The 21,512-nt window shown below is 68.8% G+C and carries 17 protein-coding genes; 5 read left to right on the top strand and 12 right to left on the bottom strand.

The features are described from left to right. The first annotated feature begins 60 nt into the window (after positions 1 to 60). Complete coding sequence (locus BJP62_RS16560) at positions 61 to 903, top strand: carboxylesterase (RefSeq protein ID WP_083300980.1); 843 nt, start codon at positions 61 to 63, stop codon at positions 901 to 903. Here BJP62_RS16560 and fusA read toward each other — a convergent pair. The 7 genes from fusA to BJP62_RS16525 form a co-directional block, all read right to left on the bottom strand. Further along, positions 876 to 2,909: an elongation factor G gene (gene fusA, locus BJP62_RS16555; protein ID WP_070531497.1), complete on the bottom strand. Its 2,034-nt coding sequence runs from the start codon at positions 2,907 to 2,909 to the stop codon at positions 876 to 878. The genes BJP62_RS16560 and fusA overlap by 28 nt on opposite strands. An 89-nt stretch (positions 2,910 to 2,998) precedes the next feature. Then, complete coding sequence (locus BJP62_RS16550; protein ID WP_070531494.1) at positions 2,999 to 3,874, bottom strand: hypothetical protein; 876 nt, start codon at positions 3,872 to 3,874, stop codon at positions 2,999 to 3,001. Positions 3,875 to 4,066: 192 nt separating this feature from the next. Continuing rightward, entirely contained in the window at positions 4,067 to 5,914 is a 1,848-nt protein-coding gene (dxs, locus tag BJP62_RS16545; RefSeq protein ID WP_070531492.1) for a 1-deoxy-D-xylulose-5-phosphate synthase, read from the bottom strand. A 4-nt stretch (positions 5,915 to 5,918) separates the two neighbouring features. Continuing rightward, complete coding sequence (locus BJP62_RS16540) at positions 5,919 to 6,845, bottom strand: polyprenyl synthetase family protein (RefSeq protein WP_070531490.1); 927 nt, start codon at positions 6,843 to 6,845, stop codon at positions 5,919 to 5,921. Continuing rightward, positions 6,842 to 7,084, bottom strand: coding sequence for an exodeoxyribonuclease VII small subunit (locus BJP62_RS16535; protein ID WP_070531489.1), 243 nt, complete (start codon positions 7,082 to 7,084; stop codon positions 6,842 to 6,844). Before BJP62_RS16535 ends, BJP62_RS16540 begins: the two co-directional genes overlap by 4 nt. 73 nt (positions 7,085 to 7,157) lie before the next feature. Then, complete coding sequence (locus BJP62_RS16530; protein WP_070531487.1) at positions 7,158 to 7,931, bottom strand: hypothetical protein; 774 nt, start codon at positions 7,929 to 7,931, stop codon at positions 7,158 to 7,160. Positions 7,932 to 7,962: 31 nt separating this feature from the next. Then, positions 7,963 to 8,982, bottom strand: coding sequence for a cupin-like domain-containing protein (locus BJP62_RS16525; protein ID WP_070531484.1), 1,020 nt, complete (start codon positions 8,980 to 8,982; stop codon positions 7,963 to 7,965). 187 nt (positions 8,983 to 9,169) lie between these two features. Here BJP62_RS16525 and glmS point away from each other — a divergent pair, with 187 nt between their 5' ends. Next, the gene (gene glmS, locus BJP62_RS16520; RefSeq protein WP_070531481.1) at positions 9,170 to 10,960 is read left to right on the top strand and encodes a glutamine--fructose-6-phosphate transaminase (isomerizing); all 1,791 of its coding nucleotides are present in this window, start codon (positions 9,170 to 9,172) and stop codon (positions 10,958 to 10,960) included. Positions 10,961 to 11,096: 136 nt separating this feature from the next. On the opposite strand, the gene BJP62_RS16515 is transcribed toward glmS, so the two are convergent. After that, entirely contained in the window at positions 11,097 to 12,527 is a 1,431-nt protein-coding gene (locus BJP62_RS16515; protein ID WP_070531478.1) for a PLP-dependent aminotransferase family protein, read from the bottom strand. Positions 12,528 to 12,700: 173 nt separating this feature from the next. On the opposite strand from BJP62_RS16515, the gene BJP62_RS18745 reads away from it, so the two are divergent. The 3 genes from BJP62_RS18745 (at position 12,701) to BJP62_RS16500 (ending at position 16,981) form a co-directional block, all read left to right on the top strand. Further along, complete coding sequence (locus BJP62_RS18745; protein WP_070531475.1) at positions 12,701 to 13,009, top strand: hypothetical protein; 309 nt, start codon at positions 12,701 to 12,703, stop codon at positions 13,007 to 13,009. Positions 13,010 to 13,158: 149 nt separating this feature from the next. Next, positions 13,159 to 14,739, top strand: coding sequence for a methyl-accepting chemotaxis protein (locus tag BJP62_RS16505; RefSeq protein ID WP_070531473.1), 1,581 nt, complete (start codon positions 13,159 to 13,161; stop codon positions 14,737 to 14,739). A 166-nt stretch (positions 14,740 to 14,905) separates the two neighbouring features. Then, positions 14,906 to 16,981, top strand: coding sequence for a bifunctional diguanylate cyclase/phosphodiesterase (locus BJP62_RS16500; protein WP_236943620.1), 2,076 nt, complete (start codon positions 14,906 to 14,908; stop codon positions 16,979 to 16,981). Here BJP62_RS16500 and BJP62_RS16495 read toward each other — a convergent pair. The 4 genes from BJP62_RS16495 to BJP62_RS16480 all read right to left on the bottom strand — a co-directional run bounded on the left by BJP62_RS16495 (position 16,912) and on the right by BJP62_RS16480 (position 21,266). After that, complete coding sequence (locus BJP62_RS16495; protein WP_083301064.1) at positions 16,912 to 17,880, bottom strand: DMT family transporter; 969 nt, start codon at positions 17,878 to 17,880, stop codon at positions 16,912 to 16,914. The two genes, BJP62_RS16500 and BJP62_RS16495, sit on opposite strands and share 70 nt — an antisense overlap. Positions 17,881 to 17,893: 13 nt before the next feature. Then, on the bottom strand, positions 17,894 to 18,739 hold the full coding sequence (gene nadC / locus BJP62_RS16490) for a carboxylating nicotinate-nucleotide diphosphorylase (protein ID WP_070531470.1): 846 nt from the start codon (positions 18,737 to 18,739) through the stop codon (positions 17,894 to 17,896). An 86-nt stretch (positions 18,740 to 18,825) separates the two neighbouring features. Beyond that, the gene (locus BJP62_RS16485; protein ID WP_070531468.1) at positions 18,826 to 20,187 is read right to left on the bottom strand and encodes a phosphomannomutase/phosphoglucomutase; all 1,362 of its coding nucleotides are present in this window, start codon (positions 20,185 to 20,187) and stop codon (positions 18,826 to 18,828) included. 80 nt (positions 20,188 to 20,267) lie between these two features. Then, positions 20,268 to 21,266 carry a YheT family hydrolase gene (locus BJP62_RS16480; protein WP_070531465.1) on the bottom strand — a complete coding sequence of 333 codons (999 nt, stop codon included), beginning with the start codon at positions 21,264 to 21,266 and terminating at the stop codon, positions 20,268 to 20,270. Positions 21,267 to 21,512 lie beyond the last annotated feature (246 nt).

The following is a 21,512-nucleotide window of genomic DNA, read 5'->3' as shown; positions in this document are numbered from 1 at the left end:
CGAATGCGGAACCGGTGCAGCCCAGAGAATGCCGACGTTGCCCAATCAAGCGGTCGCGTCATGCTCTCCCTTCCCCCCGCCTTTCAGCCGACGTCGCGTCGGTCTGCATTCGTCCCCCAGCCTGCCGGATCGGTCGGCATCCTGATAGTCCACGGTCTCGGCGGCACCGAAGCCGACCTCGGTGCGCTCTCCAGAACCTTGCAGCGCGCCGGCTTCGCGACGCATGCGCTGACGCTGCCCGGCCACGGCGGCCGGCCCGAAGAGCTGCACGGCGTGCGTGCGGAAGACTGGGTTGCCGCCGTCGTCGCCCACTACCGGGCACTGGCGGCGCGCTACCAGACCGTCCACCTGATGGGCATGTGCCTCGGCGCCCTGCTGGCGATCGAGGTCGCCAAGCGCGTCGACCTGCGCGACGGCCGGCTCGTCGTCCTTGCGCCACCGGTGTTCATCGACGGCTGGGCGATGCCGTGGTACCGCGACGTGCGCCACGTCGTCTACCGGCTGCCGTGGCTGGCGCGGCTGCTGCGGATTTCCGAGTCCGAGCCGTACGGCATCAAGAACGAACTGATGCGCGCCATGGTCCAGGCCAAGCTGTCCGACGGCGACGCCTTCCACTACCCGTGGGTGCCATTGACGTGCATCCGCGAGCTCGACCGGCTGCGCCGCTGGGTGCGACTCGAGCTCAACCGCGTCCGCACCCCGACGCTGATCGTCCATGCGCGCGAGGACGAGCTGAGCAGCCCGCGTTCGGCCGCGCTGCTCGCGCGGCGGATTCCCCGCGCCCGGGCGGTGATCGTCGGGAACAGCTACCACATGCTCTGCGTCGACAACGACCGCAAGCAGGTCGCCGCCGAGGTACTGAATCACCTGCTGCCTCAGTCGTCGTCCTGCACCGTCTTGTAGCCGGCGGCCAGCCGCTGCTGCACGTCCGGCGGCACCGCGTCGTAGTGGCTCAGCGTCAGCGCGTACGCCCCCTGGCCGGCGGTGATCGCCTTGAGCCGGCCGGCGTAGCCGTCGAGTTCGGCCAGCGGCACCTGGCCGCGGATCAGCACCCGCTGCAGCGACAGCGATTCGGTGCCGCCGACCTGGCCGCGCCGGCCCGACAGGTCGGCCGTCAGGTCACCGAGATAGCGGTCCGGCGCGGTGATCTCGATCGCCACCACCGGCTCGAGCACGACCGGCGCGGCGGCGCGCAAGGCGTCGAGCATCGCCTTGCGCCCGGCGGCCTGGAAGGCGACGTCCTTCGAGTCGACCGAATGGCTCTTGCCGTCGTAGACCGTCACCGCCAGATCCTCGACCGGGCTGCCCGATACCGGCCCGGCCGCCAGCGCCGCGCGCACGCCCTTTTCGACCGACTGGATGAACTGGCCCGGAATCACCCCGCCCTTGACCGCGTCGATGAAATGGAAACCGGCGCCGCGCGGTTGCGGCTCGATACGCAGGAACACCTCGCCGAACTGGCCCGCGCCGCCGGTCTGCTTCTTGTGGCGGTGATGCCCTTCGGCCTGCCGAGTGATCGTTTCGCGGTAGGACACGCGCGGCACGCTGGTGTCGACCTCGAGCCGGTAGGTGCCCGCCATCCGGTCGAGCAGGTAGCGCAGGTGCAGCTCGCCCATGCCGCGCAGCACCGTCTCGTGCGTGACCGGATCATGGTCGACCTTGACGCACGGGTCCTCCATCTGCAGCCGGTGCAGCACGTCGCCGATGCGCTGCTCGTCGCCGTGGCGGCGGGGCTTGATCGCCAGCCCCTGCATCGGTACCGGAAACGCCGGCGCCTGCAGGCGGATGTGGTCCTCGTCGTGCGAATCGTGCAGTACCGCATCGAAGGCGATCTCGTCGACCTTGGTGACAGCGCCGAACTCGCCGGGCAGCAGCCGGTCGACCTCGTCGTAGCGCTTGCCCTGCAGCCGCAGCAGGTGGCCGACCTTGAACGGCTTCCTGCCGTCGCCGACGAAGAGCTGCGCGTCACGCACCACCGTGCCCTGGTGGACGCGGAAGATGCCGAGCTTGCCGACAAACGGGTCCATCACCACCTTGAACACATGTGCAAGCACGTGCCTGGCCGGGTCCGGCTCGGACCGGAACGGCTTGCCGTTGCAAACGAACAGCGGCGGATTGCCCTCACGCGGATTCGGCGCCAACTTTGCCAGCACGTCGAGCAGCTCGGACACGCCCGCGCCGGTACGCGCCGAGACGAAGCAGACCGGAATCAGATGCCCCTGCCGCAGCGCGGTTTCGAGCGGCGCATGCAGCTCGTCCGGCGTCACCTCGCCCTGTTCGAGGTAACGCGCCATCAGCGCCTCGTCGACCTCGACAACCTGATCGATCAGCGCCTGGTGGGCGTCGGCCACCGACGAGAAGTCCGCGTCGCCGTCGGGCGAAAAAAAACAGTCGACGATGCGACTGCCCTGGCCGGCCGGCAGGTTGAGCGGCAGCACCTCCCTGCCGAAGGCCTCGCGCAACTCGGCCAGCAGCGCCGGCAGGTCGACGCGCTCGGCGTCGATCTTGTTGACGACCAGGATCCGGCACAGGCCGCGCTCGCCCGCCCAGTCCATCATCCGCCGCGTCGTCAGCTCGATGCCGTTCTGCGCGTTGACGACGACGAGCGCGGTGTCGACGGCCGTCAGCGCCGCCAGCGACTGGCCGATGAAATCGTGGAACCCCGGGGTATCGATCAGCCTGACCGCGACGCCATCGTGCCGCAGGTAGGCCAGCGCGGACGCCAGCGAATGACCGTACTCGCGCTCGAGCGGATCGAAATCGCAGACGGTGTCGCCGCGCTCGAGCGACCCCATCACCTGGATCGCGCCGCCGCGGCAGAGCAGCGCCTCGGCCAGCAGCGTCTTGCCACAGCCGCCGTGGCCGACCAGTGCAACCGTACGGACCGCTTCAACCGGATCATTGGACATGGCCGTCTCCGAGCGTCACAGGTGTTTCGAGTATAGCGAGCCGGCCGCGCAGCGAAAGGCAGCGTCCTGTGCGGCAGCCAGCACGGCAACTACTGCAGCGGCACGTGCCGCCTCAGCACCTCGCCGATGTCGACGCCGAGCGGATACCGGTTGAGATGGTGCCAGCCGTCGACCAGCCTGACCCCGTCGAGCTTGGGCCGCGAGTTGATCGCGCCGAACCAGTCGATATTGCCGATGAACTGCTGCGCCTGGGCAAAGCCTTCGGGCAGATCGACAACCGCGCCAAAGGTCGCGATCTTCAGCTGCGCCAGGCACCGGCGGTTTTCCTCATGCGCGCACAGGAACTGTTCGAGAACGAAGTCGAGCAGCAGGCAGCCCTTGCTGTGGCCGACCAGCAGCCGCAGCGCCGGCGGCGCCGCCCCGAGGATGGCCTCGAGCGCCTCGATGTCCGGCGAGGACGGCAGCGCCGCATCGAATGCGTTTGCCACTGTGCCGCCGGCGTTCAGGGTTGCGGCCGGAACCGGCCAGTGGCCCCACCGGCGCAGCTGCGCACGGAGCTTGTACTCGATCGCGTCGCTCATACCGTAGAAGAACCAGCCGCCGAGCGCTTCGGACGCCAGGTCGGCCATGCCGTAACCGGAGACGACGCCGGCCACGTCGATCCCGTACGCATCGGCGACGCTGCGTGCCAGCGCCGCGGTCCCGAGCGCCGAGCTGCCGACACCGGCGACCACCAGCGCCTGCACCCGGTCGCCTTCGGCGGCCAGGTAGGCGTGCGGATCGGCGTAGTGGCGGATCTCGCCGGACGGCCCGCCCGGCGGGACGACGACGATCGCGCCTTCGTGATCGAACTCCTCCCGCAGCTTTTTCTGTTCTTCCGCGTTCAAGCGGCTCACATCGTAGAACAGCGTGTCGAGCAGCGAATTGCGCCATTTGATCGACGGCGGGACGGGCAGAGAATACATGGCAGCGACTCCGGCGCAGGCAAAGCATATCCCCGAGCGCGGCCACCTTTTTTTCGGACGGTCAGGTGTGCCGTCTCCTCTGGATAGCCCCGGCACGCCGCCGCTGCGGCCGGCTTCCGACGGAAGGGCACGGCAAGCACCGGCGCAAAAAAAACGCCGGCACGGGCCGGCGTTCTGGCGGACGACGCGGGTTCAGCCCATCCGTGCGCGGATCGCCTGCTCGATCCCGGCCGCGTCGAGCCCGCAGTCGGCGAGCAGCTGCTTCTGTTCGCCATGCTCGACGTAATCGTCTGGCAGGCCGAGCTGCAGCACCGGCTTGACCAGCCCCTGCCGCATCATGCTCTCGATCACCGCGCTGCCGGCGCCGCCCATGATGGCGTTCTCCTCGACGGTGACGATCAGCTCGTGGCCGGCCACGAGTTCGGCGACCAGTGCGTCATCGAGCGGCTTGACGAAGCGCATGTTGGCAACCGTGGCGTCGAGCGCTTCGCCCGCGTTCAGCGCAGCTTCGAACAAGGTGCCGAAGGCAAGGATCGCGACCTTGCTGCCGGTCCGGGCGACGCTCCCCTTGCCCCAGGGCACGCCGGTCATCTCCATCTCGACCGCAACGCCCATGCCGCTGCCACGCGGGTAACGCACCGCCGCCGGGCCGGGATGCTGGTACGCGCTGTAGAGCATCTGCCGGCACTCGTTCTCGTCGGCCGGCGCCAGCACGGCCATGTTCGGCACGCAGCGCAGGAAGGACAGGTCGAACGAACCGGCGTGCGTCGGGCCGTCGGCGCCGACGAGACCGGCGCGGTCGATCGCGAACGTCACGTCGAGGTTCTGCAAGGCGACGTCGTGGACCAGCTGGTCGTAGGCGCGCTGCAGGAAGGTCGAATAGATCGCGACGACCGGCTTGAGCCCTTCACAGGCCAGGCCGGCGGCAAAGGTCACCGCGTGCTGCTCGGCGATGCCGACGTCGAAATAGCGCGCCGGAAACTGCTGCTCGAAGCGCACCAGGCCCGAGCCTTCGCGCATCGCCGGCGTGATGCCGACGAGCTTGTCGTCCCGTGCGGCCATGTCGCACAGCCAGTCGCCGAACACCTGGGTGAACGACACCTTGGCACCGCCCCCTTTCGAACCGCCGCCCATGCCGTTCTCGGGCTGGAACGGCGTCACCGCGTGGTACTTGACCGGGTCGTCGACAGCGAGCTTGTAGCCCTGGCCCTTCTTGGTCACGACGTGCAGGAACTGCGGGCCCTTGAGCTGCCTGATGTTCGCCAGCGTGGTCACCAGCGCGTCGAGGTTGTGGCCGTCGACCGGGCCGATGTAGTTGAAGCCGAGCTCCTCGAACAGCGAAGCCGGCGTCAGCAGCGCCTTGACGTGCTCCTCGCCCTTCTTCGCCAGCTCCTTCAGCGGCGGCACCGCGCCGAGCACCTTTTCGGACGCATTGCGGAAGCCGTTGTAGAACTTGCCCGACAGGAGCTTGGCCAGATAATTGTTGAACGCACCGACGTTCGGCGAGATCGACATTTCGTTGTCGTTGAGGATCACCAGCAGATTGGTGTCGCGGCGATGGCCGGCGTTGAACAGCGCCTCGATCGCCTGGCCGGCGGTCATCGCGCCGTCACCGATCACCGCAATCGCATGCCGCTGCTCGCCCTTGAGCAGCGCCGCCTCGGCAAAACCCAGCGCCGCGCCGATCGAGGTGCTCGAATGACCGACGCCGAAGGTGTCGTACTCGCTTTCGTCGCGCTTGGGGAAACCGGCCAGGCCGCCCTGCTTGCGCATCGTGTTCATCCGTTCGCGCCGGCCGGTGAGGATCTTGTGCGGATAGCTCTGGTGGCCGACGTCCCACACCAGCCGGTCTTCCGGGGTGTTGAACACGTAGTGCAGCGCGATCGTCAGCTCGACCGCGCCGAGGTTGGACGCGAAATGGCCGCCGGTATGGCTGACCGAATCGAGCAGGAAGGTCCGCAGTTCGTCGGCCAGCGGCACGAGCTGCTTGCGTTCGAGCTGGCGCAGGTCGGCGGGACAGGAAATCGTTTCTAGCAACATGGAGTCAGAACCGGCGGTCGACGATGAAGTCGGCAAGTTGGGCCAGCCGCGCGGCGCGGTCGCCGAACGGTGCAATGGTGTTGCGGGCGTCGGCCAGCAGTTCGGCGGCCTTGTCCTTGGCGCCCTTGAGGCCGAGCAGCGCGACATAGGTCGGCTTGTGGTTGGCGGCGTCCTTGCCGGCGGTCTTGCCCAGCGTGGCGGTATCGGCCTCCTCGTCGAGGATGTCGTCGACGACCTGGAAAGCCAGGCCGATGCACTTGGCAAAGTGGTCTAGCCGCGCCCTGTCGTCGTCGCTCAGCGCCGTACCGCAGTCGGCGCCCAGCAGGACCGAAGCGCGGATCAGCGCACCGGTCTTGAGGATGTGCATCAGCTCGAGCTGCGGCAGGTTCAGGGCCTCGCCGACGCTGTACAGGTCGATGCCCTGCCCGCCGCACATGCCGTAGCTGCCCGAGGCGCGCGCCAGCGTGCGCACCATGCCGAGCTGCACGGCGGCATCGTCGGCAAGCGGCCTCGCGGTCAGCGCGTCGAAGGCCGCGGTCTGCAGCGCATCGCCGGCGAGCAGTGCGGTCGCCTCGTCGTACTTCACGTGCACGGTCGGCTTGCCGCGGCGCAGCACGTCGTTGTCCATCGGCGGCATGTCGTCATGGACCAGCGAATACGCGTGGATCATCTCGACCGCCGCTGCGGCGTGGTCGAGCCGCGCCGGGTCGGCGCCGACGAGCTCGCCGGCGGCGAATGCCAGCAGCGGCCGGACGCGCTTGCCGCCGTCGAGCACCGCGTAGCGCATCGCCTCGTGCAGCCGCGCCGGGTGCTGCGCAGCCGGCGGCAGCAGCGTTTCAAGCACGGTTTCGACGCGCGCCTGCACGGCGTGCATCCAGCCGGAAAAGGACTCGGTCACCGGCGCAACGGGTTCAATCGGGGAAACGGTCATTCGGACTCCGGCTGGAAGGGCTTGAGCTGGCCGGCTTCGAGGATCTTCAGTTGCTGTTCGGCGTCGGCGAGCTTGCCCTGACAGAAACCGAGCAGCGTCTGGCCGCGCTGGTAGGCGGCAAGCGAAGCTTCAAGCGGCAGGTTGCCGGCTTCCAGCTCGGCGATCAGGGCTTCGAGCTCGCGCAGTCCGGACTCGAAATCGGCCGGTGCGGCGGACGTCGTTTTGGCGGCTTTGGGCATGGGGACGCGGGCGGCAGTAAAATCCGCCCAAAATACCCCCAAGCCCCGTTCAAAGTCAATCGCAGACTGGGTTTCAGCCCAGCAAGGCGCGCTCGAGGAAGCCGTCGAGCAGGCGGTTTTCCTTCAGGTACAGCGTCACCGTGTGCTGCGCGTCCGGGTACGGGTACAGCCGCACCGACGGATGCGCCGCCAGCCGCAGCGCATGCACCGCATCCAGACACACCGCTTCGGCATTGCCGCCGCCGGCATCGGTACCGAAGCCGACGTGCAGCTCGCCGCGGAAATCGTGCGCGGCCAGGAGCGCGGACAGGTCGTCGCACATGCCCGCGGGCGGCCTGGCTGCCAGCGCCTGCATCACCGGCAACCAGCGCCGGTCGTTGTAACGCAGCGCCTCGTCGACCTTCAGGTGCGACAGCGGCCCGAACGCGGCAATCCGCGCCGCGCCCAGCCGCACGCCGTAGTGGATTGCGCCATACGCCCCCATCGACTCGCCCAGCGTCGCCACGTACGACGGGCGGATCCGCTCGATCAGCGTCTGCAGGCTGGCCAGCGTTTCGTCGACACCGTCGCCGAGCCCCTGCACCCCCTGCTGGTACCACTGGCTGCGCCGGTCGCGCAGCAGGATGCGGTTGACCGGCCGGCCGGCGATGTCCGCCAGCTTGCGCGTGCGGCCCCAGCCGTAAAAGCCGGGATGGCCGTTCCAGTCGACGAAGGCGAAGGTGATCACCAGCGGCGCGCCGGGGTGGATTTCGTCGATCAGGAACTCGCCGGGCGCGGCCTCGACGAGTTCGCGCGACAGTGCCGGAAACGGCTGGGCGAGGAATTCGGGGGTCAGGATATGGCTCATTCAGGCTCCGTGTATTGGCAGGGTTCCAGCGCTAGTAGTCGAGCTGGCCCGGGTAGAAACCGGTGAAGTCATTATCCCAGCGGAAGTTGATCGACGAAACCGTGCAGGACACGTCGAGCCCTTCGACGAAATGCCAGCAGCCGACCGGCAGGAACAGGATCTCGCCGGGGTTGAGGATGCATTCGAGCACCTGCACGTCGCGCATCATCGGGAAGCGGGCGTAGTCGATATTGCGGCCGTCGACCTCGCTGAAGCAGTGGCGGTGGTTGTACACCCGTGCCACCTCGGCCGGCGGGATCAGCAGCACGCGCTTGCGGCCGAACACCTGCGCCATGAAGTTGTTGGTCAGGTCGTGGTGGAACGGCGTGATCGTCCCGGCCGGCCCGAGCCAGAAGAAACCGTCGTCGGGCGAGCCGGCGTCCTGGTACTCGGACAGCGGCTTCAGGTCGCGCCACAGCCCGGCCAGCGCGCGGCGGTTCTGCGAGGTGTTGTTCGCCGTCATGTAGAAATCGTTGGTGCGGCCGGCGTTCGCGATCTTCGCGACATAGTCGCCGAAACGCATCGTCTGCCGGTGCTGGACCGAGTTGATCTCGTACTGCGCATCGCGGTCGCGACCGAACTGCACCTGCACCTCGGCATCGCCGAACTTGCCGGCGAAGTAGTCGAGGTTCCACTTCTGCATCGCCGGCCAGTCGTCGAGCATGCCGGTGATGATCACCGGCCGGCCGGTGCTGTAGAACTCGCGGTAGAAGCGGTCGCGGCCGAGCTTGTGATGCCGCTCGACCTGCAGCTCGAACTGGCGGTTGAGCTTGCGCTGGATGTCGAGAATCCAGTCGTGCTTGGCCAGCCGGTTCTTCAGCCGCGTCGCGCCGGCGAGATAGGGGCTGGTCTGCGCGGCATCGAGCTCGCGCCGTGCCTCGGCGGCGTCGATCCCGGCGCCGACCATCACGTCGCACAGCGATTGCGGCGCGCTGCCGAGGATCAGGTTCTCGGCGATCCAGCGCCGCCATTCGTCGTCGACGCGCATCGCGCCCTGGCTGACTTGCTCCATGCTCCATCCTCCTTGTTCGTATGCCGCAACAAAACGGCGCCCACCGCGGTCGACCGGATGATCGCCGGACTTTGTACTCGCTGGGGCCATGACTACTTTATCCGCATATTCAGCCCGGCTTAAGCCGCACCATTGTTTTTGCGCTAGGCTGGAGACACCGTTCCCCCACCCCGCCGCGGCCAGCCCAATGAGCACGATTTTCGGATTTTCCAGCCAAAACAATGCCATCGCGCCGCTCTCGCAATGGCTCAAGCAGCATCCCGAAGTCGGCTACCACCATTTGTCTGCGCTCGGCGGCCAGCCCGATACGCCGTGGCAGCTGCGCGCCGGTGGCGCACAGGCCGCGCTGGCGGAAGCGCTGTCGCAGCGCGACGGCCTGCGCCTGCTCGCCCGGCTCGACTGGACCCACGGCAACGATCACGCGGTCGCGCTCAGCCGCAGCCGGATCGGCGTCGTCATGCGCGGCCAGCTCGAGAATGCCGCCGCGATCGCGGCCAGGCTGCAGGCGCTCGGCTACGACGCCGACGCCGACCGCCCGGCATCGCTGATCGCCGACCTGCTTCACTGGCACGAGCGCACGCTCAAGGACCTTGGCCGCGCGGCGTGGACGGTGCGGCAGGAGCTCGCCGGCATCTATGCCTTCGGCGCCGTCTGCAGCGACGAGGGCAGCCCGCTCGTGTTCACCGCCAGCCGCATTCCGCTGCACCTGTCGCTGTCGATCGGCGGCCTCGCCTGCAGCGACGACGCGCAACTGCTGCCGGCCGACCGGCGCGAGCAACTGCTGCTGCACGACGGCGACGTCGCCAGCCTCTATCCGGGCCATTTCGACGTGCTCGGCGCCACCGGCCTGCCGGTCCGCCGCAACACGACGCTGGCCTTGGGCGGCGAGCAGACGCTCGACCACTTCGGCCATCACATGGAGAAGGAAATCGATGCCCAGCCGGCGCTGTTTGCCGATGCGCTGGCCGGGCAGCCCGCACTGCCGGCACTCGCCTCGCTGCTCGACGGCGACGATGTCGGCGCGCTCGACGACGTGCGCTCGGTGGCGCTGGTCGCCAGCGGCAGCAGCCATCACGCGGCGCTGACCGCGCGCTACTGGCTCGAGGCGATGACCGGCCTGCCGACGCAGGTCGAGCTCGCCAGCGAGTTCCGCTATCGCGAAGCGGCACCGCTGCCGCAGACGCTGATCGTCGCGATCTCGCAGTCCGGCGAAACCGCCGACACCGTCGCCGGGCTGCGCTACGCCGCCCAGCTCGGCGCGACCCACACGCTGGCGATCTCGAACGTCGGCGACAGTACGCTGATGCGCCAGGCGCGCTGGCGGCTGGCGACCAATGCCGGCCCCGAGGTCGCGGTCACGTCGACCAAGACCTTCACCGCGCAGTTGCTGGCGCTGTACCGGCTGGCGTTCGCGCTGGCGCGGCAGCGCGGGCGCGCACCCGACGAGGCCGCGGCAACCGCCAGGCTCGCGCAGCTGCCGCAGCGGACCGTCGAGGTGCTGGCGCTCAAGCCGCAGCTCGACGACTGGGCCCGCCATATCGCACAGGGGCAGACGCTGTTCTGCGTCGGCCGGCATGCACATTTCCCGGTCGCGATGGAAGGCGCGCAGAAGGTCCGCGAGGTCGCCTACCTGAATGCCGAGGGCCATGCCGGCGGCGAGCTCAAGCACGGGCCGCTTGCGGTCGTCGACCGCCACCTGCCGGTGGTGGCCTGTCTGCCGTGGAACCGGCTGGCCGAGAAGATGCTCGCCAACCTGCAGGAAGTCCGCGCCCGCCAGGGACGCATCTACGTGCTGACCGACGCGGCACTGGCGTCGGACGAGCGGATGAGCGTGATCCGGATGCCGGCGTCGCTGGGCGAGCTCGACCCGCTGCTGTACGCGGTCGCTTTCCAGCTGCTCGCCTACCGGATCGCCGTACACCGCGGCAACAGCATCGATACGCCGCGCTATCTGGCCAAGACGGTGCTGACCGAGTAGGCGCGGCCCGTGCCGGCCGGCGGCACCGTACTCGCTGCCCTGCTCCCTGCCGGTCCCGGGCGTGCCCTCGGACGTGTCGTCCCCCTTGCCTGTGCACCGCGCGCCGCCGGTGCGCCCGGCGCAGTCGCCGCAGCACTCAGCATTCGGCCGCCAAGCTGCCGAGCGTGCGCATCGCGGTATTGAGCTCGCGCGTGTACGGCAGCCCGCACGACAGGCGAATGCACGAATCGAAGCGGTCCGAGTTCGAAAACATCTGCCCCGGCGCAATGGCGATGCCCTCGCGCATCGCCCGCTCGAACAGCAGCTCGGACGATGCCCGCCCGGGCAGCTCGACCCACAGGATCAGGCCGCCCTGCGGCGGCGTCAGCCGGGTACCTTCGGGAAAATAGGTCGCGACGGCTTCGATCATCTGCTCGCGCTGGTCCCGCAGCGCCAGCCGCAAGCGCCGCAAATACCGCTCGTAGGCGCTGCTGCCCATGAAATCGGCCACCGCCAGCTGCAACAGCACCTCCTGCGCGCGGCTCTGCGCATGCTTGAGCTGCGCGACCCGCTCGTGCCAGCGCCCCGCGCTGATCCAGCCCAGCCGCATTCCCGGCGCCAGCGTCTTGTGCAGCGACGCGCAATGGATCACGTTGCCGGTCCTGTCCCACGCCTTGGCCGCCGACAGCGGCGTATCGGTACTGCCGAGCAGGCTGTAGGTGTCGTCCTCGATCAGCGGAATCGCATTGGCCTCGCACCACGCAACCAGTCTGGCCTTGCTCTCGTCGGGCATCACCGCACCCAGCGGGTTCTGGAAGTTCGGCACGACGACGACCGCCTTGATGTCGCGGTAGGTCTGCGCGGCGAGCTCGAGCGCCTCGACCGAGATGCCGCTCTGCGCACTCGACGGGATTTCGAGCGCCTTCATGCCCAGCGCCTCGAGGATCTGCAGCAGGCCGTAGTAGGTCGGCGATTCGACCGCGATCACGTCGCCCGCTTGCGCCACGGCGCGCAGCGCCAGGTTCAGCGCCTCGATGCAGCCGTTGGTGATGATGATGTCGTCGCGGCCCAGCACGATCCGCGACGGCAGCGCCCGCTCCGCCAGCACGCTGCGCAGCGCTGCGCTGCCCATGGGCGGTGCCGACGACGTCAGCACCGACGGATCATTGCGCAGCGCCCTTATCGTCGCCTGCTTGAGTGCCTCGGCCGGATACAGTTCGCACGCCCCGCTCGCGGCCGCGAGATTGAACTGCACCGGATACTGCTTGCCCTGGGCGATGATGCTCGTCACCCGCTCTTGAATGCCGACGTAACGCGCCGGCTCGGCAAGCCGGACCGCGGGTTCGGACACGGGCTCGCACGCGGGCCGCCTCGGCTGGCGCACGAAGTAGCCCGAGCGCGGCCGCGCCTCGAGGTAGCCGTCGCGTTCGAGGTGCCGACAGGTCTGCAGCGCGGTCGACAGGCTGACCGCATGCCGGTCCATCAGCGCGCGCAGCGACGGCATGCGGCTGCCCGGTGCGAGGGTGCCGGCGTCGATCGCCTGCCGGTAATGGATCGCCAGCTGGCGGTAAAGCGGGAGTGTGTCCATGCCTGCGATCATAGCCGCGGCCGGCGATGGAAACAGATACAGATGCACGGCTTCTGTATCGCAACACGGGCGATTTTCCGCCGCTGTTCCGTATCGCCGCTGCACGGCCTATGCCTCGAAGCGCGCCGGCCCCGCCGATAAGCTGGCCGGGTCGATTCAGCGGAGTCCGTACCATGGCCATTCAGCACGCAATCCGGCTCGCCGCCGGGCAGACCGTCAACCTTCCCGTCCGCCCCGGCGCGGTGCTCCACGTCGTCCACGGCCGCATCGCCCTGCTCGCCGCGCCGCAGTGGCTGGCCGAAACCATGCTGCCCGGCGAGCACCCGCTGCGCCTTGGCGAGCACTGGCTGTTCGAGCGAGAGGGCTGCATCACCCTGCGCGCCGACGTGGGAGCGCAGCTCGTTTACCAGGAGCCGGCGCCGCGTCGCCGCCGATGCTGGTTCGTTGCCTTCTGGCGGCCACACATCATTTCACCAGTCTGACAACAACAGTGATTGCAAACGGCAGCGCAGCGTCGGGCCTCGGAGAAAACCACGGCCTTTCTCGACGCCGCTGCCGACATTGTGCCATTCATCAGGATTTCATAATTCATCAATACGCTCCAGGCTTACAAAAACAACCGGAAAGCCCCGTGCGTATCGCAGCCCAGCTCAAACTCGTCAGCATCATTACCGTGTGCGCGCTGGGTGCGCTGGCCGGCTGGATCAGCTGGCAGAACCACCGGCTGCATCAGGAATACGGCCAGTTCCGCGACAACCAGGGCGCGCTCGGCGCGATCGCGACGATCAAGGGCGAGATGCTGATGCTCTCGCGGCTCGATCCGCTCGCGGCCGACGCCGAGACCCGGATCGCGCGCGCCGAGCAGACGGTCGCCGCTGCGGCGCAGAAGCTCAGGCCGCTGCTCGACCGGGACGGCGCGGCGCGGCTCGACGCACTGCTCGGCACCCGCTGGGCCAATTACCTGAAGCAGTACCGCAGCGCGGTGGCGATCTCGGCGACCAGCCCGCAGGATGCGCTCGGCATTCCCGAGTCGATCTACCACGCCGAGCTGGAGCCGACGCTGGCCGGACTCGACGCCGCATCGCAACGCAGCCGCGGCGACGCGGCCGCCGTCACCGCGGCGATCGACCAGCGCGCCGGCCGGCTGCTGGTGCTGACGCTGCTGCCGCTCGGACTCACCGCCCTGCTGATCGTCGCCAGCCAGCGCTCGTTCGCCCGCACGCTCGACCGGCGGATGGCGACAATGGCCGGCGCCGTCACCCGGCTGTCCACCGGCCAGCTCGACCTGCGCCTGCCCGAGGGCAAGGACGAGTTCGGCCGACTGGGCGAGCAGCTGAACCGCTTCATCGACCGGCTGGCGTCGACGCTGAAGCAGGCGCAGCGCGCGGCGCAAACCGCGCGCGACGACGCCGGCGACGTCGCCCGGCTCGCCGGCGACATCCACGCCGACGCCGAACGCCAGACCCGGCACCTGCAGGACATCGCCGGCAGCAGCGCCAGCCTCGAAACCGCGGTCCAGCAGGTCGGCGAGCGCGCCGAGCAGGCCGCGGCCGCGGCACTGCAGACGCTGGATGCGATCGACGCCGCCCGCGACGCCGGCGATGCATCGCTGGCGCGGCTCGATCGGCTCGAACACAACTTCGGCCACGCCGAACAGTCGATGCGCTCGCTCGCCGACGCCATCGACCGGATCGTCTCGGTGGCCGCGAGCATCGACGCGATCGCCGGCCAGACCAATCTGCTCGCGCTGAACGCGGCGATCGAAGCCGCGCGCGCCGGCGAGGCCGGCCGCGGCTTTGCCGTTGTTGCTGACGAAGTCAGAAAACTTTCGCAATCGACGACCGAGTCGACCCAGCAGATTCGCCAGATCCTCGATGCGACGCATGCGCGCACGCGCGAGACGCTGGCGGCGATGCAGGCCGCCGCCGCCTGCGTGGTCGAGTGTCACGACGACGGCGCCGTCGTCGGCGGCGCGCTGGCCCGGATCGGCGGCGCGGCCGAGCGCGTCGGCGCGATGATGGCGGCGATTTCCGATACCGTCGACGAACAGGGCCGCGCCAGCAGCGCGATCCGCGAAAGGCTGGAAAACATTGGCGACAGCGCCAGCGACAGCAGCAGCAAGAGCGAAACGATGCGCAACGACATGGACGGGCTGACCGCGACCGCCAACGCGCTCGACGAGCAACTCGGCTGGTTCCGGCTCGCGGCCTGACCGCCCCGCCACCACGCCTTAGCGCAGTTTTTTCCTTTCCGCATCAGGGAAACACCTGAATGATGCGGACGGCATTCCCTCGTCGGCATGGCGCCGTGCGTGCAATAATGCTCGCCACATCTAGTAAGAATCAACCTTACTAACGCTGTTTGTCGCACACAAGGACATGCTGGTGTTAAGTAATAGCTACAACGATGTTCTTGTTCTTTGCTCGCTGCTGGTCGCCATTCTCGCCTCGTACACCGCACTGGACATGGCCGGCCGGGTCGCGACGGCGCAAGGCCGTGCCGCGCGCTGGTGGCTCACCGGCGGGGCGTTCGCAATGGGGCTGGGCATCTGGTCGATGCATTTCATCGGCATGCTGGCCTTCAGCCTGCCGATCCCGCTCGGCTACGACCTGCCGATCACCTTTGCATCGCTGCTGATCGCCATTGCGGCGTCGGCGTTCGCGCTGTGGCTGGTCTGCCAGCAGACGCTGCCCTGGGGGCGGCTGGCGCTCGGCGCCCTGCTGATGGGCGCCGGCATCGCCGCGATGCACTACACCGGCATGGCGGCAATGCGCATGCTGCCCGGCATCCGCTACGTGCCGTCGCTGTTCGTGCTGTCGATCGTCATCGCCGTCGCCGCGTCGGGCGCGGCGCTGTGGATCGCGTTCCGGCTGCGTTTCGCGTCGCCGCACGTCAAGCTGATCCGTTGCGGCGCGGCCGTGGTCATGGGGCTGGCCATCGTCGGCATGCATTATACCGGCATGGCCGCCGCGCAGTTCCCGCTCGGCAGCTTCTGCGCCGCCGCCAACAGCGGCATCAGCACCAGCTGGCTGGCGATGCTGGTCATCGTCGTGACGCTGGCGGTGCTGGCATTCGCGCTGATGGTGTCCGTGCTCGACAGCCGCATGGCCGCGCGCACCGCGGTGCTGGCCGCGTCGCTGGCGGAAGCCAACCACGAGCTGATGCACCTGGCGCTGCACGACAACCTGACCAAGCTGCCCAACCGGCTGCTGCTCGAAGACCGGCTCGAACAGGCGATCCGCAAGGCCGGGCGCGAGCATGGCCGCTTCGCGCTGATGTTCATGGACCTCGACGGCTTCAAGGCGGTCAACGACGCCTACGGCCATCACGTCGGCGACGGGCTGCTGATCGAGGTCGCCGACCGGATCCGCCGCGGCGTGCGCGCGCAGGACACGATTGCCCGGCTCGGCGGCGACGAATTCGTGCTCATTCTCGAGCTCGGCGGCCCGCAGGACGCCGCGTCGGTCGCCGAAAAGCTCGTCGACGCGATCGACCAGCCGTTCACGGTCCAGCGCCACGCGCTGAGCGTGTCGGCCAGCATCGGCATCGCCCTCTTCCCCGACGACGGTATCGAGCAGCGCGAGCTGATGGCCAATGCCGACGCGGCGATGTACCACGCCAAGGACACCGGCCGGAACGGCTACTGCTTCTTCGAAGCATCGATGAACGCCAACGCGCAGGCGCAGCTGCAACTGATGCACGATCTGCGGCTGGCATTGAGCCGCGGCGAACTGTTGCTGCACTACCAGCCCAAGTTCAGCGCACCGAACGCCCGCGTCGTCGGCGCCGAAGCCTTGCTGCGCTGGAACCATCCGCAGCGCGGCCTGATCAGCCCGGAAGCCTTTCTCGACCAGGCCGAGCGCTCGGGCCTCGTGCTGCAGATCGGCGACTGGGTGCTCAACGAGGCCTGCCGGCAGATGCGCGTCTGGCGCGACGCAGGCCGTGACTGGTCGATCTCGGTCAACCTCTCGGCGCTGCAGTTCGCCCACGCCAGCCTGCCGCAGACGGTTGCCGGCGCACTGGAGCGCCACGGCCTGGCGCCTCAGCACCTGACGCTCGAGATCACCGAAACCACGGCGATGCGCGACGCCGAAGCCAGCCTTGTCATCCTGCGGCAGCTGGCGGCGATGGGGGTCGGGATTTCGATCGACGATTTCGGCACCGGCTACTCGAGCCTGCTGTACCTGAAGCGGTTGCCGGCGAACGAGCTGAAGATCGACCGCGGCTTCGTCAACGAACTGGCGCACGACAGCGACGACGCGGCGATCGTCTCGGCCATCGTCGCGCTCGGCCAGACGCTGAACCTCAGCATCGTCGCCGAAGGCGTCGAAACGCCGGCGCAGCAGGAATTCCTGACCCGGCTCGGCTGCGATTCGCTGCAGGGCTACCTGCTCGGCCGCCCGGTCCCGGCCGACGATTTTCCGGCGGTGGTCTGCGGCGATGCCGCCCGCTGAGGCGGGGCGTCGTCGTCGGGCAGCATCGGCCTCGCCGGCGCCTGCAGGCTGGCAATGACGATGCCCGCCAGCACGCAGGCCAGCGCAATGCCATGGACCAGCGTCGGCTGCTCGCCGAGAAAAACGATGCCGTAGCCGGCCGCGGCAACCGGCAGCACCGCGGTGAACACGCCGGCCAGTTGCCCCGGTACGTGGCGTATGCCTTTCATCCACAGCCAGAACGAGAACACGCTGGCGGCCAGCCCGTACCAGAGCACCAGCGCCCAGGTACCCGCGTCGACGCTGGCAAAGTCGAACGACCACGCCGCCGACACGCCGAACGGCAGCATCAGCAGCAGGCCGATCGCATGCGTATACGCGCAGATCTCGATCGCCGGCAGCGTCTGCGTCAGCCGGCGTGACAGGATCACATACAGCGACTCGCAGCAGACCGCGCCGAGCACCAGCAGGTTGCCGAGCAGCGAACCGCCGTCGCTGCCGCCGCCGCGCGCGACGTTGACGATCAGCACGCCGCCCATCGCCAGCGCCACCGCCAGCAGCGCGCGCCGGCTCGGCGTTTCGCGCAGCACGGCCCAAGCGAGCAGGATCACCACCGCCGGGATCGTGCTGGTGATCACGCCGGCCGCCAGCGCGCTGGTGTGGCGCACACCGTAGAGCATCAGCAGGGTAAACAGGAAGGTGCCGAACAGCGCCTGCAGGAACAGGTTGAACCATTCGGCCCGGCTGACCCGGCGCAGGCGCGACAGCCGGAACACCGGCAACAGCACCGAGACGCCAACAACGAAACGCAGCAGCGCGAACAGCAGTACCGGCATCGTCGCGACGATGGCCTTGCCGATGCCGACATTGCTGCCGACCATCAGCATCGACGCGATCAGACAGAGCGCGTAGCGGTTCATCGTCAACAGGCTCTCACAGCACGAAGCGCATCGACAGATCGATCGCCCGCACGTCCTTCGTCAGCTTGCCGACCGAGATCCGGTCGACACCGGTTTCGGCGATCGCGCGCAGCGTATCGAGGTCGACGCCGCCCGATGCCTCGAGCAGCGCCCGGCCGCCGCTGAGCGCCACCGCGTCGGCCATTTGCGGCAGGGTGAAATTGTCGAGCAGCACGCTGGCCGCGCCGGCGGCAAGCGCCGCATCGAGCTCGAGCAGGCTTTCGACCTCGATCTGGATCGACACCCCGGCCGGCGCCAGCGCCTGCGCCGCGGCCAGTGCCTCGGCGATGCCGCCGGCGGCCATGATGTGGTTTTCCTTGATCAGGATGCCGTCGTACAAGCCGATGCGCTGGTTGGCGCCGCCGCCGACGAGCACCGCGTACTTCTGCGCCCGCCGCAGCCCCGGCAGGGTCTTGCGGGTATCGAGCACGCTGGCGGCGGTGCCGGCGACGATGTCGGCGTAGCGGCGCGTCTCGGTGGCGACGGCCGACAGCAGTTGCAGGAAGTTCAGCGCCGAGCGCTCGCCGGTCAGGAGGCTGCGCGCCGGGCCGGTCAGCTCGCACAGCAGGGTGTCGGCCGAGACGCGCTCGCCTTCGGCGACGCGCCATTGCACGCTTACATCCGGGTCGAGCTGGCGGAACACCTCGTCGAACCACGCGATCCCGCAGACGACCGCGTCCTCGCGCGCCAGCACCGTCGCCCGGCCGCGGGCGCCGGCGGCGATCAGCTCGGCGGTCCAGTCGCGCTCGCCGACGTCCTCGGCCAGAGCGGCGGCGACGTTGGCGGCGATCAGTTCATGGGACGGCAAGGGGTGGGACATGCGGAAAACCTGTGGGCGATGGATTGAAAGACGGGAAGGCCGCAGTGTACCGAGGCCGGCCGGCGCAACACCAGTCGGGTCTCGACCTAGACGGCGAACGCGGGAAACGGCAACGGCGCCAGCGCCGCGGCGAGTTCGTCCCTGATGCGCAGGATCGCCTCGCGCGTATCGGCTTCGATCCGCAAGGTCAGCACCGGCGTGGTGTTCGACGCGCGGATCAGGCCGAAACCGTCGGCGTACTCGATACGCAGGCCGTCGACCTCGAGCACGCCGGTCGCGGTCGGGAACGTCGCCGATGCGGCGATACGGGCGACGACGGCATGGCCGTCCTCGGGCACCGGCAGCTGCAGTTCGGGCGTTGCCAGCCGGCTCGGCAGCGCGGCGAAGGCATCGTCGAGGCGCACGCCGCCGGCGACGAGCTGCAGCAGCTTCGCGCCGGCGTAGAGGCCGTCGTCCAGGCCCCAGGCACCGAAGGCGAAGTGGCCCGACAGCTCGCCGGCAACGAGCGCGCCGGTCTCCTTGAGCCGCTTCTTCATGTGCGTGTGGCCGGTCGCGATGATCTCGCTCGTGCCGCCGTGGTCCTTGATCCAGCGCGACAGCACCCCGGTCGACTTGACGTCGTACAGCACATGGCCGCCCGGCCGCCGGGCCAGCTCGGCGGCGGCGAACAGCATCAGCAGCTTGTCGCCGGGGATGAAACGGCCGGCCGGCGTCACCACGCCGACGCGGTCGCCGTCGCCGTCAAACGCAAGGCCGGCGTCGGCGCCGGTCTCGATGACGACGCGCTTGAGCTCGGCAACGTTCTTTTCGACCTGCGGATCCGGATGGTGGTTCGGAAAGCGGCCATCGACGTCGCAGTACAGTTCGGCCACCTCGCAGCCGAGCGCACGGTACAGCGCCGGCGCGAAGGCGCCCGGCGCGCCGTTGCCGCAGTCGACGACGATCCTGAGCGGTTTCGCGAGCGGCAGGCTGGCGACGATCGCATTGCGGTATTCGGCGTCGATGGCGAGCGGGCTCACGCTGCCCTGGCCGTCGACGAAGTCCTCGCCGGCGATGCGCTCGTAGAAGCCCTTGAGCTGGCGACCGCCGACCGGCACGCCGGCCATCATCACCTTGATGCCGTTGTAGTCGGGCGGATTATGGCTGCCGGTGACGATGGCACCGCAACCGGCCGCATGGCGGATCGCCGCGTAATACATCATCGGCGTTGCCACGAGGCCGAGGTCGAGCACGGCGATGCCGCTCTCGGCCAGCCCGCGGATCAGCGCCTCGGCCAGCGCCGGGCTCGATAGCCGGCCGTCGCGGCCGACGACGACGCAGGCCTGCCGCCGGGCACGGGCCTCGGCGCCGAACGCCCGGCCGATCAGGTACGCCGCTTCGGGCGTCAGCAGGTCGGTGCGCGCCCGCACGTCGTAGGCCTTGAAGATTTGTGCGGGAATCGTCGCCATGGTCATCCTCGGCTAGGGTGTCTGGTTGCGCTGCGGACCCGGACCCGACCGGCTCGCGGCGGCGACCCCGGCCTGCCGCGCTAGCGCGCGTCGGGCGCATGGAACTGAAAATACCGCATCAGCGTGGTCGGCAGCCAGTCGAGCTTTCCCGGAGGCGGGCCGGACGGAAAGCCGACATGGCCGCCCTCTTCCGGCTGCAGCAAGGTCACCCAGCGCGACACGTCGTCGTCGCCGGGCAAGGCACCAGCCGGTACGAAGGGATCATTGCGGGCGTTGATCACCAGTGTCGGAATGCAGATGCCGGCAAGGCCGGGCTTGCTACTCGCGCGCGCCCAGTAGTCGTCGACACCGTGGTAGCCGTGCAGCGGCGCGGTGACGAGATCGTCGAACTCGCGCAAGGTCGTCGCCGAACGCACCCGGTCCCGGTCGATGAACGGGTTGTCGCTGATCTTGAGCTTGGCGAGCATCTTGCGCTTGAGCGTGCGCAGGAAGTTGCGCGTGTAGACGCGGCGATTGAAGCCGGTATCGAGCGCGGCACCGCAGACCGCCAGGTCTAGCGGTGCGCACACGGCCGCGGCGGCCGTCACGACGTCGCCGGCGGCGTGGCCCTGTTCGCCCAGCCATTTGAGCAGCGCATTGCCGCCGAGCGAGACGCCGACCGCGTAGACCGGCGCATCCGGATGACGCGCGCGGACGCGCCTGAGCACCCAGTCGATCTCGGCGGCATCGCCGGCGTGATAGGCGCGCGGCAGCCGGTTGGTCACGTTGCCGCACGAGCGGAAATGCGGCACGACGCCGCGCCAGCCTTTCGGATAGAAATGCTGGAACAGCGAGGTCGCGTAGTGGCTGCGCGAACCGCCTTCCAGGCCGTGGAACAGCACCAGGATCGGCGTTCCGGCACGGCCGTCGACCCAGTCGACGACGATGCTGTCGAGGTCCGGCGTCACCCAGGTCTCGCGCCGGTAGGCGAGCGAGCGCTGCCACAGCAGCGTGGCCGGATAGATCGTCTGGGCATGGCCACCGGGCAGCCAGCGCGGCGCGCGGTAGACGGGCAGTTGCAGCTGGCTTTCTCGTTGCATGATCGAACGCTAAACCGGGTTATTCGTAACGACAAGCCGGGGAAACGATCCCCAGTCCGTCGAGCAGATGGAAAAAACGCCGTTCGCCCTTGGGCAAACAGCGTCGGATGCGAATGCACGCACTGAACCTGCACCAGTAGGCGAGCGAGCCAAAGCAGTTCGCACTCGCCCGAAGCGCAGGGACCGGAATGGACATCAAGTCCATGAGGATCCCGAGCATCGGACGGGGGCGAAATGCGCGGGCGC

Origin of the sequence: Jeongeupia sp. USM3, assembly GCF_001808185.1 — a bacterium.
Classification (GTDB): Bacteria; Pseudomonadota; Gammaproteobacteria; order Burkholderiales; family Chitinibacteraceae; genus Jeongeupia.
The sequence above is the reverse complement of the archived record's forward strand: the minus strand, read 5'-3'. Positions and strand labels throughout refer to the sequence as shown.